This window comes from Gemella bergeri ATCC 700627 (assembly GCF_000469465.1).
Taxonomy (GTDB): domain Bacteria; phylum Bacillota; class Bacilli; order Staphylococcales; family Gemellaceae; genus Gemella; species Gemella bergeri.
The window spans coordinates 1-17,109 of the sequence record NZ_KI271793.1 but is presented as its reverse complement, the minus strand read 5'-3'; the positions used below and the strand labels follow the sequence as shown (position 1 = coordinate 17,109).

19 protein-coding genes are annotated in these 17,109 nt (G+C 29.1%); 6 read left to right on the top strand and 13 right to left on the bottom strand.

Annotation, left to right across the window (positions count from 1 at the left end; all coding sequences use genetic code 11):
• The 9 genes from HMPREF1983_RS00445 to rpsF form a co-directional block, all read right to left on the bottom strand.
• Window positions 1-583 (bottom strand): Ig-like domain-containing protein (locus HMPREF1983_RS00445; RefSeq protein WP_021752298.1); only part of this gene is annotated, 583 nt, incomplete at its 3' end.
• A 412-nt stretch (window positions 584-995) separates the two neighbouring features.
• Window positions 996-1,571, bottom strand: a complete 576-nt coding sequence (locus tag HMPREF1983_RS00440) for a DJ-1 family glyoxalase III (protein ID WP_021752297.1) — start codon at window positions 1,569-1,571, stop codon at window positions 996-998.
• Window positions 1,572-1,746: 175 nt separating this feature from the next.
• Window positions 1,747-2,292, bottom strand: coding sequence for a ribosome hibernation-promoting factor, HPF/YfiA family (hpf, locus tag HMPREF1983_RS00435; RefSeq protein WP_021752296.1), 546 nt, complete (start codon window positions 2,290-2,292; stop codon window positions 1,747-1,749).
• A 151-nt stretch (window positions 2,293-2,443) separates the two neighbouring features.
• Window positions 2,444-3,046 (bottom strand): ComF family protein, encoded by a 603-nt coding sequence (locus HMPREF1983_RS00430; protein WP_021752295.1) that lies wholly within the window; start codon window positions 3,044-3,046, stop codon window positions 2,444-2,446.
• Window positions 3,047-3,057: 11 nt separating this feature from the next.
• Window positions 3,058-4,599: a DEAD/DEAH box helicase family protein gene (locus tag HMPREF1983_RS00425; RefSeq protein WP_021752294.1), complete on the bottom strand. Its 1,542-nt coding sequence runs from the start codon at window positions 4,597-4,599 to the stop codon at window positions 3,058-3,060.
• Window positions 4,600-4,836: 237 nt separating this feature from the next.
• Window positions 4,837-6,057: an HD domain-containing protein gene (locus HMPREF1983_RS00420; protein WP_021752293.1), complete on the bottom strand. Its 1,221-nt coding sequence runs from the start codon at window positions 6,055-6,057 to the stop codon at window positions 4,837-4,839.
• A 98-nt stretch (window positions 6,058-6,155) separates the two neighbouring features.
• Complete coding sequence (gene rpsR, locus HMPREF1983_RS00415) at window positions 6,156-6,404, bottom strand: 30S ribosomal protein S18 (RefSeq protein WP_021752292.1); 249 nt, start codon at window positions 6,402-6,404, stop codon at window positions 6,156-6,158.
• 21 nt (window positions 6,405-6,425) lie between these two features.
• The gene (locus tag HMPREF1983_RS00410; protein WP_021752291.1) at window positions 6,426-6,977 is read right to left on the bottom strand and encodes a single-stranded DNA-binding protein; all 552 of its coding nucleotides are present in this window, start codon (window positions 6,975-6,977) and stop codon (window positions 6,426-6,428) included.
• A gap of 13 nt (window positions 6,978-6,990) precedes the next feature.
• A complete protein-coding gene (rpsF, locus tag HMPREF1983_RS00405) occupies window positions 6,991-7,278 on the bottom strand; it encodes a 30S ribosomal protein S6 (RefSeq protein WP_003148049.1) in 288 nt (95 codons plus the stop codon).
• Between the two features lie 485 nt (window positions 7,279-7,763).
• Here rpsF and HMPREF1983_RS00400 point away from each other — a divergent pair, with 485 nt between their 5' ends.
• The 6 genes from HMPREF1983_RS00400 to mscL all read left to right on the top strand — a co-directional run bounded on the left by HMPREF1983_RS00400 (window position 7,764) and on the right by mscL (window position 13,961).
• Complete coding sequence (locus HMPREF1983_RS00400) at window positions 7,764-8,963, top strand: D-alanyl-D-alanine carboxypeptidase family protein (RefSeq protein ID WP_021752289.1); 1,200 nt, start codon at window positions 7,764-7,766, stop codon at window positions 8,961-8,963.
• Between the two features lie 3 nt (window positions 8,964-8,966).
• The gene (locus HMPREF1983_RS00395; protein ID WP_021752288.1) at window positions 8,967-9,260 is read left to right on the top strand and encodes a YutD family protein; all 294 of its coding nucleotides are present in this window, start codon (window positions 8,967-8,969) and stop codon (window positions 9,258-9,260) included.
• A 129-nt stretch (window positions 9,261-9,389) separates the two neighbouring features.
• On the top strand, window positions 9,390-11,198 hold the full coding sequence (gene pepF / locus HMPREF1983_RS00390; RefSeq protein ID WP_021752287.1) for an oligoendopeptidase F: 1,809 nt from the start codon (window positions 9,390-9,392) through the stop codon (window positions 11,196-11,198).
• Between the two features lie 305 nt (window positions 11,199-11,503).
• A complete protein-coding gene (gene murC, locus HMPREF1983_RS00385; protein WP_021752286.1) occupies window positions 11,504-12,820 on the top strand; it encodes a UDP-N-acetylmuramate--L-alanine ligase in 1,317 nt (438 codons plus the stop codon).
• 117 nt (window positions 12,821-12,937) lie between these two features.
• Window positions 12,938-13,402, top strand: coding sequence for a DUF948 domain-containing protein (locus HMPREF1983_RS00380; RefSeq protein WP_021752285.1), 465 nt, complete (start codon window positions 12,938-12,940; stop codon window positions 13,400-13,402).
• Between the two features lie 181 nt (window positions 13,403-13,583).
• Window positions 13,584-13,961: a large conductance mechanosensitive channel protein MscL gene (mscL, locus tag HMPREF1983_RS00375; protein WP_021752284.1), complete on the top strand. Its 378-nt coding sequence runs from the start codon at window positions 13,584-13,586 to the stop codon at window positions 13,959-13,961.
• Window positions 13,962-14,032: 71 nt separating this feature from the next.
• Here the strand turns inward: mscL and HMPREF1983_RS00370 are convergent, their stop codons facing one another.
• The 4 genes from HMPREF1983_RS00370 to HMPREF1983_RS00355 all read right to left on the bottom strand — a co-directional run bounded on the left by HMPREF1983_RS00370 (window position 14,033) and on the right by HMPREF1983_RS00355 (window position 16,933).
• Window positions 14,033-14,476 carry a DUF3021 domain-containing protein gene (locus HMPREF1983_RS00370; protein WP_021752283.1) on the bottom strand — a complete coding sequence of 148 codons (444 nt, stop codon included), beginning with the start codon at window positions 14,474-14,476 and terminating at the stop codon, window positions 14,033-14,035.
• Between the two features lie 12 nt (window positions 14,477-14,488).
• Window positions 14,489-14,923: a LytTR family DNA-binding domain-containing protein gene (locus tag HMPREF1983_RS00365; RefSeq protein WP_040460717.1), complete on the bottom strand. Its 435-nt coding sequence runs from the start codon at window positions 14,921-14,923 to the stop codon at window positions 14,489-14,491.
• A 244-nt stretch (window positions 14,924-15,167) separates the two neighbouring features.
• Window positions 15,168-16,163, bottom strand: coding sequence for a D-2-hydroxyacid dehydrogenase (locus HMPREF1983_RS00360; protein WP_021752281.1), 996 nt, complete (start codon window positions 16,161-16,163; stop codon window positions 15,168-15,170).
• Between the two features lie 113 nt (window positions 16,164-16,276).
• Window positions 16,277-16,933, bottom strand: a complete 657-nt coding sequence (locus HMPREF1983_RS00355; RefSeq protein WP_021752280.1) for an HAD family hydrolase — start codon at window positions 16,931-16,933, stop codon at window positions 16,277-16,279.
• Window positions 16,934-17,109: the final 176 nt, after the last annotated feature.

Sequence of the window (17,109 nt, the reverse complement as noted above, 5' to 3'; positions counted from 1 at the left end):
CATCAGCATCTTTTACTTCAAAATCTATTGTAGTACTAAAAGCTAATTCGTCAGGTAATTTTATTGTACTTGTATCACCTTTGTGAACTTTATTATCTTTAAGAGCAAATTTTGCATTTACTTTAAAAGTCTCCCACATCTTAACACCATCTTTAGGTATCGGTTTTCCATCATTATCAGTGATATACATTTCTGTAATTATATCATTATGCATTGCTGCATTTCTTGCTAGTGATTTTATTATGTTATCAGGGATATTTTCGGTTTCACCTCTTTTCTCTGATATAATATTTGTAGTTCCTTTAGCACTAACACCTAAGTCCACAGTATTGTCAGCTTTTTCATTTGTTTTTGCTGTATTATCAGCCTTATCGCTAACCTTTTTCTCTGTAGCTTTAGTGTTCTTGCCTTGAGTTTCTTTTTTAACTTCATTTTTTTGTACTTTTGTACTTGTAGTTAAATTCTCTCCCTGTTTTCCACCTTCTGCCTTAGCAATATTTGTGTTTGAACTTATAACTGTAGTTAATATTGTACTACATATTAAAAGCACAGTCGTTATCCATATAAAAATCTTCTTTTTCATGAATAATACTTCCTTTCTTTGTATTTTTAAGTAGGATTTAATTTACACCTTAAATTATTACATATATTATAACATACCTGATAAGACAAACACACTCATATCAGTAATATAAACTAATAACCTACTCCACGATATATTATAATAACATACTGTAGTTTTGTTGTAAATTAAATCCTAGTTTTTTATCCATTTTTATTTAATTATCTTACTCTTTTCCCCATTCTGACAATATTTTATAGTTTTTTATTGTGAATTAAAATTACACTTAAAGAACCTGAATTTATAACCAACTTACCTAAAAATATAAATTAAAATTATATACATTATCGCAAAATATTTTAAAAAGCCAAGATTTTGAGAATTACACTTCTTAAATCTTAGCTTTTTTACTTTTAAACTGTTTTGATTACTCTTATAGATTATTCTTTAAAACCGGTATTAACATTTCATTTGCTATATTATTTGAACTTTTTTCATCTAATAAATATTTAACTATTTCGTAACCGAAAAGCATAGCTACTGCCGGACCTTGTGCCGTAATAACATTTTGATCCACAACAACGGCTTTAGTATTGTTGTATAATCTACTTTCTATTTCTTCTTTAAAGCCCGGATATGATGTTACTTCTTTATCTTTCAGTATCCCCACTTTACTTAGCACTATTGGAGCTGCACAGATAGCTGCTACTAATTTATTTTTCTGATGCATTGTTTGATAAAATTCAATAATTTTTCTATTATCTCTAAGTAAGATGCTTCCGGGCAGTCCCCCGGGAATAACTATAGCATCATAGTCTAAAATATTTTCTATTTCTTTAAGTTTTTTATCAACTATTATTTTCACATTGTGACAACCGGTTATGTAATCTTCATTATTTGCAGATATAAGATCTACATTCAATCCGGCACGTCGCATAATATCTAACGGTGCAATAATTTCTAATTCTTCACTACCATTTTCCACGAATAAAGCTACTTTTTTTGTCATATTAATTCTCCTCCTTTAATTATATTTTATAATTTTATTTTAACTTATCGTTTTAAAAATAAAAAGAAATAACATTTAGATTAATAAAAATTATAACCTTTATTATACCTCATGTGCAAAAAAGCAACTACCTGCGGAAGATAGTTGCTCAACGTTTAAACTCTTATTTAAGTATTTATTTAGAAATTTCCAACACACCGTACCCTATATCACGACGTTTATAAACTATAGAAATTTCGTTAGTTTTTGCATCTAAGAATGCGAAGAAATCATGCCCTAAAAGCTCCATTTGAATTACAGCTTCTTCTCTTGTCATCAATTCCACTGTTAATTGTTTTACTTTACCGAAATCTAATGCTGATTCTTCCGTTTCTACTAATTCGTTTGTCAATAAGTTTTCATTGATAAAGCCTTTTTCACGACCTTTTCGATTAATTTTTGTTTTATGTTTTCTCATTTGACGTTCAAGTTTGTCAACTGCCAAGTCAACAGCAGCATACAAGTCTTCATTAACTTCTTCCGCACGTAAAGTTACACCTTTAAGCGGTACGGTAATTTCAATTTTTTTCTTACTATTTTTATATACTTTAGCATTAGCGTAAACGTTTGCTTCTAAACTTTCAGCAAAGTATTTTTCTAATTTAGAAACTTTGTTCTCAACATACTCTCTAATCGGTTGAGTAATTTCCAAATTCTCTCCACGTACTTGATATCTTAACATTTTAAAGCACTCCTTTCATAAAACAGTCTAACTGCTTTATAGGTTTTCCCCTTTATTTATATTTTCATTATACCATTTTATAAAAGCATTATCAATATCTTTTTACTAAGAATTAGCATTATAAAATTAAAGTATTTTTAAGGTTTTAAATCTATTTTTTGTCTTCAGTAAATGCTAATGTCAAAAAACTAATTTCACAATTTTTAAATTTATTTTCTAATTGTTTTGCACAATTTTTCAATGTATTACCACTTGTAAAAACATCATCTACTATTAAAATTTTTTTATTATTTTCTCCTATTACATCTCCAAGAAGTTTAAAATTATTTTCCATTCTTTTTTTATGTAATTTTGCCTGTTTTTCTCTATATGAACAAGTCAATAATTTTTTATACTCCACACCGCAAAATTCACAAATTAACTCAATATGATTGTACCCTCGAATGGCTTCTCTCGTTATATTTGACGGTACGATTGTAATAATATCAAATTTATACAATCTCAAAAACTCTTTGAACAGGCTTTTAAATTTTATTCCTTGAGAAATATCTCCAAAGTATTTTATATTATAAATTATTTCTTTAATAAATTTATAATTACAAAAATAATATAAAGTATAATTTTCAATTCTTATTTTATTAATGCTGATATTTTCTCTACATCTATCACATAATTTTATGGTTTCTTTTTTGGAAAACATATTTTTAAAGCTGAGTTGCTCTTTTATCTCCTTGTCGCAAAAATTACATTTCATAATAACTCTCCCTAATTTTTAATATTCAACTTTTTCTGTTTAGCTAGTGTATTCATATACTTTATTTCTTTAATCGCAGAGTTTATATTTTTTGTTACTTTATCTGTTAAAAAAATAATCTTTCCAGAATTATCATATTCTTTTCTGCCTACTCTGCCTGATATTTGTATCAACGCCTCTTTTGTAAAATGACTATGGCTTGCGTCAAAAACTGCTATGTCTAAATAGTCAAAAGTAACACCACGTTCAAGCACTGTTGTTGTTACAAGAATATTAATTTTATTACTGTAAAAATCCGCTATTTTTTCAGGACGTTTTTTATCTTCACTATGAACACTGTTGATAAGAATACTATCATCTCCTAACAATAGCTTTAGATAATTTACTAAATTTTCACACATTGCAATAGCCGGCACAAATATTAAAATTTTCCGCTTATTTTTTAATGATTCTAATATAAAATCTCTTAATTTTTTTGATAATTTATCTAAAGTAAATACACTAGCTTTGTCTATCTTTACTTTTGGTACCGGTAATAAATGTTTATGATATCTTATCGGTATTTTTATAATTTCATCTACAAATTTTTTAATTTTTTTTGATGGAGTTGCGGATAAAAATATAAGAGAAGAATTTTCTTTTAAACCGGTAAGTATTCCTTCCTCTAATAGAGCATCACCATAATATGGAAAAGCATCAACTTCGTCAATAATAGCTACATCAAAATAATTATAATACTTCATTAGTTGATGAGTTGTCATTATATATATTTTTGACTCGGTTAATATTTTTTCATCACCATGTAAAACATTAATTGGTGTTTCTTTAAAATCTCGTCTAAATCTGATTGCCAATTCTTTTACTACGTCTTTTCTCGGGACGGCAAAACATAAAATTTTATTTTCATTAATGGCTCTATATACCATTTCATATACTATTTCGGTTTTTCCCGCACCGCATACCGCCCATACTAATGTATTTTTGTTTTGTTTTAAATTTTCTACCAGCCCATGTGATGCTTTTTTCTGTTCAGAACTAAGTTTAATATCAGGTTTTTGTATTTTAATATTTTTTAAGGGGATATTTATATAAAACTTCGGAACTCTGTTATCGGCTCTGCCAAATTTCACACAGCGTTTGCAGTAAACAACCTCTTTTTCATTATAAACAAAGGTAAAAAAATTACTTTGCACTTTATTATCACACTGTAAGCAGTGATATTTTTTATCCTTTTGTTCAATGCAAAAAACTTTTTTTATATATGTACTGTAATCTAAATAATGAATTTTTATTTTTAAAGCTATAAGTTGATTAATAGATAATAAAAGACCGTTATATCGGCTAAGATATAAATATTCTTCTTGTGAAATTTCACAAATAATATTGTTTATAATATCACTATATATTTGTTCAAAATCTTTATTATAATGATTATAATCCTTATATTCTTGGTAAATGTTATTATATAATTTTATTTTTTCTTCTTCGTATAACGTTGAATATTTTACATAATATAACGCCTCAATAAACTCACAATATGTGTCAAAAAACATTTTACTTCCCTCCTGTGTTCATTATACAGCGATTTTTCTTTAAGTTAAACTTATTTTGTCATTCTTTTTATAATTTATCGCTTAGATTAGCTTTCTCCTTAGCAAAAAAACTAATTCTTTATATAAAACTACAAAAAAAGATGAACTTCCTTTCTCGTTAATTCATCTTTTTCTATTATTCAATTATTTTTTTCCATTGCGACAGTTACTTTTAGTATGTGTTATATTTTATAAATTTTATTCTTTTGGGAAAAATATCGTTCCTTCTGTTTTAGTTTGACCTTTTGTTATAGAATCAACAATCGTACTGGCTTGCTCCAAAGCAATAATATTTCCGTTTCTATCTTCTATTAAAATCTTTCTTCCGGTATATGGAGTATAAACACTTGTAGCTATGTTTTCTATACGAATATAATAATTTTCATCTAATCCTTTTTCTTTTAACATGTTCTTTATTTGGGCTAAATTATCATCACTATAATCAACATATTCAAAAAGTTTGCGATTTAACAGACGATATGCCAAGTCGCTTGCAATAATATCATCTTTATTTTGAATTAATGAACAACAATAAAGCAACGCATTCTCATCCAGTTTAAAATAATCTTCTACACTTGTTTTTCGGTCAGTTAAAAACGGTACAAGTACGGTAAGGTCAGCAAAATACTTAGGATTTACTTTGAATAAATCTTTTAAACGTTTAAACAACTGGATAAATACCGTTTCATAACTGCGAGCTACCGGATGAAAATATACTTGCCAATACATCTGATACCTTGCCATAATATAATCTTCTACACTGTGAATACCCGTATATTTAGTTACTAAATATTTTTTTCCGTCAATATTTTTTCTAACACGTAATGTTCTCAACACACGTTCAAGGTCAAACTGTCCGTAGCTGGTTGCTGAAAAATAAGAATCTCTCAAAAGATAATCCATGCGGTCTGCATCTAATTGTCCGGAAACAATTTGATTTAATATATCATTAGGATGAGTATGTTGAATAATTGATACTATGTCATGCGGTAATTTTTTATGAACTTTGCACAATATATTATTTAATTGCGTATTTTCTAAAATTATTTTCGCCGTATATTCTTCATGATTGTATTTTGTTACATGTTCAAAAGCGTGTGAAAAAGGTCCGTGTCCAACATCGTGTAGTAACCCCGCTAACATAACACATACTTTTTCATATTCGGTTAGCTCCACACTTAATGACTTAATCTCCGTTACCATACGGCGAACTATTTCGTACACACCTAAAGAATGAGAAAAGCGTGAATGTTCCGCACTTGGATATACCTGAAAATCACCACCGAGTTGTCGAATACGACGTAAACGTTGAAACTCCTTACTATCCAAACAATCCCAAATTACTTTGTACTTAATGTGTATATAGCTATGCACCGGATCTCTTAGCACTTTTGTTTCTTCTAATTTATTTAACTGCATTTAAACAACTCCTTTCATTACCACGTTGTTTCTTACACAGTATTATAACAAAGCTGATAAAAAAAAGACAGACCTAAGTCTGTCAGATTTTCTTATTCTTATTTTTCGTCTACAACATATGGTAAAAGTGCCATGTGTCTAGCTCTTTTTATCGCTGTAGTTAACATTCTTTGATACTTAGCTGAAGTACCTGTTACACGACGTGGTAAGATTTTCCCACGTTCTGAGATAAATTTTTTTAGTAATTCTACATCTTTATAATCGATAAATTCAATGTTATTTTTTGTAAAATAGCATACTTTTTTACGACGACGCATATTATTACGACGATTGTTATTTACTGCCATTTTGTATATCCTCCTATGTTTTTAATCTTCTTTAAACGGATTTACTACATCCTGCATGAAATCATCATCTAAATTACTTGGGAAATTTTCTCCAAAATCAGAAAATGATGAACTGTCATTAATAAAATCCTGCATAGCTGTATTAGCTTGTCCTTGGTTTGAATTAGAATATCCACTGTTAAATGGATTTTGTTGAGATTGTTGTTGATTAAAACTCATTGAGTCAAATCCGTTATTTTGTCTATTTGTACTAGACTTAGGTTCAAGAAATTGGACAGTATTAGCTACTACTTCCGTAACATAAACCGTATTACCGTCTTTACCCTGATAATTACGTGTTTGAATACGTCCTTCTACACCTATTAAGCTACCTTTCGCAAGAAATCTTGCCATATTTTCAGCTTGTTTTCTAAACGCTACACAGCTGACAAAGTCTGCATTACGTTGCCCATTTTGATCGGTAAATGTTCTGTTAACAGCTACCGTAAAATAAACCATAGGTATATTTGAACTAGAATATCTTAACTCTGGATCTCTTGTTAATCTTCCAACTAACACTACGTTATTAATCATAGTCTACCCTCTCTTATTTTTCTAATCTTACAACCATGTGACGAATAATATCATCGCTAATTTTTGCTAAACGGTCAAATTCTTTTGTAGACGCATCTGTTTCTGAAGTTAATTCTACTACATAGTAGTATGCATCGCTGAAGTCTTCAATTTCATATGCTAGGCGTTTTTTACCTAAGTCTTTTACTTCAACGGCTTCTGCACCTTCTGAAAGAATATTTACAAAACGATCAACCACAGTTTTTTTAGCTTCTTCATCAATACGTGGTTGAACAGCAAACATTACCTCATATTTTCTCATGTGTGTTACCTCCTTTTGGTCTTTGCGACTCCCTATTTTAGCGGGAGTAAGGAGTAATAAAATTACTCTAGCAGTTATTGTATCAAATATAAAAATAAAAATCAACTAATAGCCTTATATTTTCAAAAATTATTTTCACATAATTTTCTACAAAAATAGCGTTCTAAATTATAACCTTTATATTTTATTATGACTGTTTATACTTGCTTCATATTAGCTTTTTCTTTCATTTTGTACTATACTATTAATGAAGTATATAACGGAATATGAATTTCATCGTCACTACATTTCTTAAAATTCAAGTTCCTGTTGCATACTTTAATTCTTAAAGGCTGCCTCATCACTATAAAATCAGCAACAAAAAATATTTTGTATATAAATATATAATAAAATGAATATTTTAACTTTAGTTAAATTTACTTTAATATTATATACCTAAATGTGCAAAAAAATATTTGATTACTTGTAAATAAAGGAAAACCTGTATGAAATTAAAAAAAATTAGTATTGTTGTTATGCTTTTGATATTATTAGTTCCTAATTATGTTAAAGCTGAAACAACATTTTTAGATAATAACGCTATTTCAAATTTTAGTGACATTAATAGTCACATAGTTATATCGGAGCTTAACACCGGAAAAATTATTGCAAAGCGCGGAGAAAATGAAAAGACTTCAGTTAGTAAATTAGCAAATTACCTTGCACTCTTTTTATTAACCGATGGTTTAAAAAACAATAAAATCAATCTTAACAGTACAATAAATATCACGGAGAGTGATAGTATTTTGGCCAAATATAAACTTAACAATAAAATTAGTATTAAAGATGCTTTATTTTTACTGGAAAATGTAGAATCAAACGCTCTTTTAAACTCTATTTTTAAAGAGTATAATTTTAACCTTAACGACGCACAAACTCTTATTTCAGGTATGTCATTAACCGACACTACACTATCTTCTTTAACGGTAAGTGATGATAATAAGAGTACAGCGAAAAATATTTCTTATCTTTCCGGTTTAATTCTAAAAAATTATCCCGATTTGACAGAAATTACAAAAAATCCCAAGTACACTTTTGCTTCAGGTGAAAGTGCGGATAATAGTGTTAATTTTACCGAATCTGATAAATTCAGAGTCTTAGGTCTTGATTACTCCGGTAAAAACAGCGTTACATTCGCTTATAGCGGTAATACAAAATTACTGATTACCACCTTAAACCAAACCGATAGTAAAGACAAATTTTTCACCAGTCTTCAAAAAACTTATGATTATCTTTTTACTAATTACAGCTATAAATTAGCTCTTAAAGCCGGTTCTTATAAAATTAATAATGAAAATATTACTTTTGAAAATGATATTTATGACTTATTTTATGAAAAACATTCTATAAAAGATGTTACTTATTTACTTATGAATAAGCGTATCCTATTATTCCAAAAATACGAAACTGTTTCAGCAAATGACGGAACCGTTTATTCTGATTTTTCTTCTAATAATAACTCAGGAAAATTCACTAAAATAAAATCTAATTTTATAAATGATGTTAATTTCAGTAAAAAGAGCAATTTGGAAAAAACAACAATTATTATCAATAGAACAAAATACTTTGCCGCAGGTATTCTAACTGTCTACTCACTTGTCTTTATGGCATTGTATATTATAAAACCTATTGTTAGAAAGGATTAAAATATGGAGATTGAACAAAGTAATTTAATCTTTGAAGTTGATGGAATTATTTACGAATTAATTTATAATTTCAAAGATGCTTTTCAAAAGGAAAGTTTTGAAGAACGTTTAGTTGATGTTCTTAAAAATAAACCTTTTATTGTCGGAGATATTTCTCATGAAAAGTTACGATTAACAGGTTTTGTTTTAACGAAAGATAGTACAAACTCCAAAAATATCAATAATTTGGAAGACTTTATTTTAGAATATTGTAATTTTGGTTCTCCATTTTTCGTTGTTAAAAAAAGAAATTCTTAAAAACTCCTAAGAAGTTTGAAGTATTCTTTAAAACTTCTTAGGAGTTTTTCATATTCTTTACTTTACTATTTATCTTTTATATAACTTAAGATATAATTATATTAATTAAAATTTTTAAGGAGAATAGCTATGACAGAATTGAAATTAATTCCCCGTAGTGAAGTTGATGAACGCTACACTTGGGATATAAGTTTACTATATAAAACAGAAGAAGATTTTAAAAAAACTTTAAAAATTGTAAAACAAGATATTAATACATTTAAAAATAATTATGAGAATAAAGAACTTTCTTTCGAACTTCTTGACAAAGCTCTTAAAGAATTCGAAAATCTTCATGAAGAATTATACAAACTTTCTCATTATGCTGAACTTCCTATGACCGTGGATCGCTTTAATGATAACGTTGTTAACAATGCAACACTTTTTCAAGAAGTTTCAAGTCACTGGGCGAGTAATATGAGTTTTTTCAAAACAACTCTTATAGATTTAGATAAAGAATTTATTAATACTTTTGTTAATAAGTACCGCCCCGATTTAAAATACTTCTTTGAAAAAATTATTCGTAGTAAAAAACATACACTTTCGAAAGATGCTGAACAAGTAATTTCAAATTTTGAAAATCTGCCTAATTTTTACCACTTATATGAAGTAACAAAACATGAAGATATGAAGTTTGACAGTTTTGAGGTAGACGGCAAAACTTTTGAAAATAGCTTCGTCTTATATGAAAACCTATATGAAATGGATAATAACAAAGATATTCGCAGAAAAGGCGCAGAAAGTTTTTATTCTACATTACGAAAATATAAAAATACTTCTGCCAATGAATATATTTCACAAATAAAAAAAGAAAAAATGATCGCTACCATGCGTGGTTATGATAGTGTTATCGATTATTTATTAGCTAATCAAGACGTCAATAGAGAACTATACGATCGACAAATCCGTGTTCTAATGGCAGATCTTGCCCCGCATATTCGTCGCTATATTAAATTGTTAGCACGTGAACATAACATAAAAGATATGAAATTTGCTGATTGTAAAATTAATTTAGACCCCGATTTCGAAGTAGATATGACCATTGATGAATCTCGTTCTTATCTAAAAAAAGCACTTGGTATTTTAGGTGATGACTATGTTAAGATGATTGATGAAAGTTATGATAAACGTTGGACAGATTTTCCTAAAAACATCGGAAAAAGCACCGGTGGATTCTGTGCTACCGTTCCTAATGTTGCCGGATTTATCTTATTATCTTGGACAGGAAAAATGAACGAGGTATTTGTTCTTGCTCATGAATTAGGGCATGCCTATCACTTTATGAATGCCGGAAAACATCAAACAATGTTAAACTTTGATTGTTCGTTATATTTTGTTGAGGCACCTTCAACATGTAACGAAGTTATTGTTTCGAATTATTTACTCAAAAACAGCACAGATGCTCACTTTAAACGTTGGGTTATCAGTAATATGATTAGCCGAACTTATTTTCACAATATGGTAACACATTATCTTGAGGCTGTATATCAAGACAGAATTTACAAAAAAGTAGATAATAACGAAATGTTAAATGCCGATGTGTTATCTGATGTAAAACGTGAAGTTATGGAAGAATTTTTTGGAGATAGCCTTGAAATAAATGAAGGTGCAGAACTGACTTGGATGCGTCAACCTCATTATTACATGGGTCTGTATTCGTATACTTATTCTGCCGGTCTTACTATCGGGACAGCTATTGCTAACAAAATTGAAAAAGATAACAATCATGCAAAAGTGTGGTTAAATACTCTTTCTAAAGGGGGAAGTATGTCAGCACTTGAGCTTGCCAGACTGGCAGGTTGTGATGTTAGTACAGAAGCACCGTTAAAAGAAGCTATTGACTATATCGGTTACTTAATAGATGAACTGTATAATTTAACAGAAGAATTAAAAAATTAAGCCTTATCTAAAAATCAAATAATAAATCGTACATAACATTTTCTTTTATTTCTAATAAATATAGAAAATATCTAATAAAAACTCAAATATTTATAAACATAGTAAGCAGAAGCCGATACCTGAAATCTAATTTAAGATAACAGTTGAAATCGGCTTCTACTTCACATTTTAACCTAAAATTAAAAATTTTTACCTTGTTTAATTTGAGAGTGCTAACGGTTGAAAAATTTTTTATTTTAAGATAAAATTGTAATACTGATAAAAAATTTTGAAATTTAATTAACAACATATATAGGAGAATTGCAATGAGTAAATATCACTTTATAGGTATTAAGGGATCGGGTATGAGTTCTCTTGCTCAAATCGTTTATGATATGGGGCATACTGTTCAGGGGTCTGATCTTGCTACCTATTTCTTCACCCAAGAAAAATTAGAAAAAAGAAATATTCCAATGTTTGAGTATAGTCCGGAAAATATTAAAGAAGGTTATGAGGTTATATTAGGTAATGCCTTTAATGATGATCACGAAGAGTATGTTCGTGCTAAAGAATTAGGGCTTAAAACATACACTTACTCAGAATTTCTAGGAAAATTATTAGGTGAAACTCCTTCAATAGCTATTACCGGAGCACATGGTAAAACCACAACTACTACTATGGTTAGTAATATCTTCAAACACAATTTCATCACATCTTATCTTATCGGTGATGGAACAGGTTCTGGTCAAAAAAATTCCGACTTTTTTGTAGCTGAAGCATGTGAATACTATCGTCACTTTTTAGCTTATTACCCTGATTACGCCATTGTAACAAATATCGACTTTGATCATCCTGACTACTTTAAAGATGAAGATGACGTCTTTTCAGCTTTCCAAAGTTTTGTTAATCAGGTTAAAAAAGCTGTTATTTTCTGCGGAGATGACAAACTTGCTTCCAAACTTACAAGTTCAAAAGCAAAATTAATTTCTTACGGTTTTAATGATGGTAATGATTATCAAATTAAAAACTTAACTACAACTTCTGAATTTAGTACTTTTGATATTTATAAATATGGTGAAAAGCTTGCTACATTTAAAATGGCAGTTTTCGGGCTTCATGATATTTCTAATGCAGCTGCTGCGATTTCACTGGCTGATACCATCGGTATTACACCGGAAAAAATTCAAGAGGCACTAAATCACTACAAAGCTGCCGAGCGTCGTTTTAGCGAGCATAAAGTAGGAAGTTTAGTTATTGTGGATGACTATGCCCACCACCCAAGCGAAATAAAAGCGACTATCAATAGTGCAAGACGAAAATATCCCGATAAAAAAATAATTGCGATTTTTCAACCACATACTTATACAAGAACCGCTAAATTTTTAAATGAATTTGCCGAAAGTCTACTTACTGCTGATAAAGCATTTCTGTGTCCGATTTTTGCTTCAGTTAGAGAAAAAGCTAAAATCGTCGGAATAGAAGATTTACAAAAAGTAACAACCGGTTCTGACATTATTAATGGCGAGGAAGATTTCCCGAAATTAAACTTTGAAAATGCTGTGCTTTTATTTATGGGGGCCGGAAATATTAACAAACTTTGTCATAAATTTCTTGAAAAAAATTTAGAGAATATAACTAAATAGGTTGTAATTAAAACTACAATACTTTAAAATATAGTTATGTATGTAACCAAGGAGGAAATATTAATATGACTATTAATTGGCCTTATTTTAGCTTATGCCGGAATCTTTTTGGCCGGCGTGGGTGTACTTATTATTTGTATTAGTGCGGCGATAACACTAGGGACAGTTAGAAAATCACTTAATATAGCTACGGCGTGTGCAGAAGATGTTACTGATATTGCAGAAGATGCGTTAACTCTTGCTAAAGATTTAAACGAAACCGTTAAAAAAGTAGAAGGCAACTTAGAACCTATTATGGTTGAAGCAAATATTCTCTTACAAAATACTAATATTTTAGCCGAAGATTTACAGGTTAAATCTGAAAAATTGGATCCGCTATTTAATTCGGCAGAAGGACTTGCAAGTTCAATAAATGGTTTGAATAATTCTGTCGGCAATATGAAAAATAATGTTACCGGCTTTAAAAAAAGTACGGACGAAAAATTTGAAGATCTAACCGAAAAAGTAGACTCAAATCGAGCCAAAGCGTCTAAGTTATTAGATAAATTTTTAAAAAAAGAACGCCAAAAAGAAACTGAATAAATTTTAATTTGTATATACTTGTATAAACCGCTATAAACTGGGATTTTAAGACTAAAATCCTAGTTTATTTTTGTTAATATTCTCTTTATATTTTCCATTTTTTTAGGTTTATACTTGATTTTTTTCGATTTTTCATTTATTATACTTTAGTATTAAATTTTTAAAAGGAGGAACAGTTTTTATGTTAAATGAATTTAAAAAATTTGCTTTTAAAGGCAACGTATTAGATCTTGCTATCGGGGTAATTATGGGGGCAGCTTTCGGTAAAATTGTCAGTTCATTAGTTGCAGATATTATGATGCCGCTAATTTTACTTATTTTCCCATCAAAACCGGATTTCACTAATCTGATTTGGAACGGTATTCACTATGGTAACTTTATCCAAATCGTTATTGATTTCTTAATTACAGCGATTGCTATTTTTATATTTGTTAAAGCAATTAACACTGCTAAAGATAAAATGGTTAAACAGGAAGCCGCTGAAGAAGCAACGCCTGAAGTTGATGCTAAAGAAGAACTTCTTAAAGAAATTCGTGATTTATTAAAATCAGAAAAATAATCTATACTAAAAAATCAAGTAGAAATAATGGAGCTACCTTAAAAATTCCGTTATATCTACTTGATTTTATTTTAATTATATTTCCCAAGTTTCTGATTAATTTTTTTTATATCAGATTTTATAGTAAAATATGAAACGACGGCGATTATAATATATATCATACTGGAAAATACTAACATACCTAACAATGTTTTTATACTGTTAAACCAACATAAATAATATCCGGCTAATATAAGCGGTGCAATTATAAGTATATAATGCAGAATAAATATCTTTGTTAACCCTGTGTATTCCGCATTTTTAAAAATAATGCCGACAATTCCTTGCAATATACCCAATATAATATAAACAACGGTTTGCACTACAACCGCACTATTAACGCTGCTAAAACTATTTATAAATTCCGGTACTCCCGGTAAATAACTACCATACGCTATGCTGAACCCCAGTGTTATAATATTTCCTATCCCGACACCTAGTAGTGCATATACGAATATCGTTTTAATCAATTTCATCTTTTTTTCCTCCTATATCCCTAACCTTATTTTAAATGTTTTTATCATTCTTCTTGATACATAACTTACATCCTTGTTCATGTATCTAATTGCTATCGTTCCTTTAATTCCTAAATCTAAATTTTTTATATAATGTATATTGGCTATTTCACTTTGAGAAATTTTGACAAAGTCTTTCCCTAAAATTTTCTCCACTTCATATAATTTCATTTTTATAATAAATATATTATCAATAGTTTTTACATATAATTTTCTGTTTTCTATAAAAATACGCACGATTTCACCAAATTTCAATATCCGTGTTTCTTTTTCATTATACCCTACAAGATACATTGTATTGTGTTCTATATAATTTATTAAATTTTGTACTTCTTCATCAACCGTACGAGTATATATATGCACTAAAGTTTCTTTTATATCTTTATTTATATTTAACTCCAGTTTCATACCAATTCCTCCTTTCATTTATACTATATCAAAACAGATAACGTTTATCTACTATCTTTGTATATATGGTAATTTCTTTTGCCTATATGGTGTAAATTAAATAGAAAAAAGGACAATGTTTTTAAACTATAATCTCCAAAATTAAATTGGAAATCAACACATTTACTACATTGTCCTTTTTGACTATTTAGTATTTTTTAATTTTTTATCAACAAATTGTAGTGTATTTTATATTTTTCCACTATTATTCAATAATATTTACTGATGTACCTGTTTTAATAACATCAATAGCTGAATTTAGTCCACCATCTACTAAATTTTGAATAGCTGTTTCTGTATAAAATGCTGTATGTGGTGTATAAATAACATCATCTCTATCTATCAATGTTTGTAGAAGTTCATCATCAAAATCTTTATCTTCAAAGTTTTTCGGAACGTATTTACTTTCGTTCTCATAGACATCTAATCCTGCACCTAAAAGTTTTCCGCTATCCAATGCTTTTAATAATGCTTTTGTATCTACCAACATTCCACGTGCCGCATTTAATAAGATTGCACCGTCTTTCATCTTAGCTAAAAATTCATCACTTACCATGTGTTTGTATTGTTCCACCGCCGGCATATGAATAGTAATAATATCTGATTTTTTGATTAACTCATCAACATTATCAACATACGTTAATATTCCACGAGCTACATCATTCGGATAAACATCATAACCGATTACTTCTGAACCTACCGCTTTAAATAAACGTGCAGCTTGCGTTCCGATTCGTCCGGTACCGATTACTCCAACAGTAAGTGTTCTTAACTCACGAGATAAAATACCCGGATTCCATGTAAAGTTATGTTTTTCTACATTACGTTGGATCTTAATTGTATTTCTGCTAATTCTTAATGCTGTTGTTAAAACATGTTCTGCTATTGCATTCGGTGAATATGACGGAACATTCGTCAACTTAATTCCTAATTCTTTTAACAAAGGTCTATCAAAAACATCAAACCCTGCTGAACGTGTTGAAAAAACTTTTACACCTTGTTCTTTGGCATAGGGATAAATTTCTTTATCGAAAGGTTTATTTGCCGCAAAAACAGCTCCATCTGCTCCATCTAAAAGATGTTTATTAGCAGCATTTAATTCCTCTTGATAAGCTGCAACTTCTACTTCGGGATGTGCTTTTATCCAGCTATCCACAGCACTCTTCTCATCTTCTCTTACATTAAATAGAACTAATTTCATAATTATTCTCCTCCTGTTTTCGTTAATTTTATTGTATCACAAACGATTACAATTTTTCAATTTGTTTAAATTATTTCTTAATAATATTTTTTACTCCTCTAAAAAATTTACTTTTAATTTATTTTTTTTAAAATTTCTATTACTTCTCCGAGATTTTCTACTATGTTATCCGTTATTTCAATTACTTCCTTATCGGGCCTAAACATATCAGGTACCATATAAACGGTTGCTCTGGCACTTTTTGCAGCTTTTATTCCGGCTTTTGAATCTTCTAGCACTAGACAATTTTCCGGTTTTACTCCTAAGCGTTTTGCGGCTAATAAAAATACATCCGGTGCCGGTTTACCGTTCTCTACTTCCGCACCGCTCGCTATTGTATCTATATATTTTTCTAAACCTGTTTTCCCCAGATTATTTTTAATATAATGCAATCCTGAAGAAGAAGCAACACCTACCTTATAATTATGTTCTTTTAAATAAATTAATAATTCTTCCACAAACAATTTTTTATCCGGACCTGTTGTAAATAAGACATTCTCTATATATTTGTAATGATCTTCCGTTAGCTTTTTCCCATCAACTTTTGTATCTTTGAAATAATTTATCCAAAATTCATAAATACCGGCCTCTGTAAATCCTAAAACTTGGAGTGTTTCATCAACACTCATTTCATAATTCTGTTCTTTAGCACAATGGATCAACGCCTCTGTTGAAAGTTTTTCTGTATCCACCATTAATCCGTCCATATCAAATAACACTGCTTCTATCATACTTTTCCCCTGCTTTACTTTATTTTACTTAAATTATACGGCAAACAAGATATTCTTTCAAATATTTAATAAATATTAAAATACAATATTAAGTATTAACGGTAAACTATATTTTTCATTAATATAGACTAAAAAACATTATAAATAATGTAATTTTTTTAATTAAGATATTTATA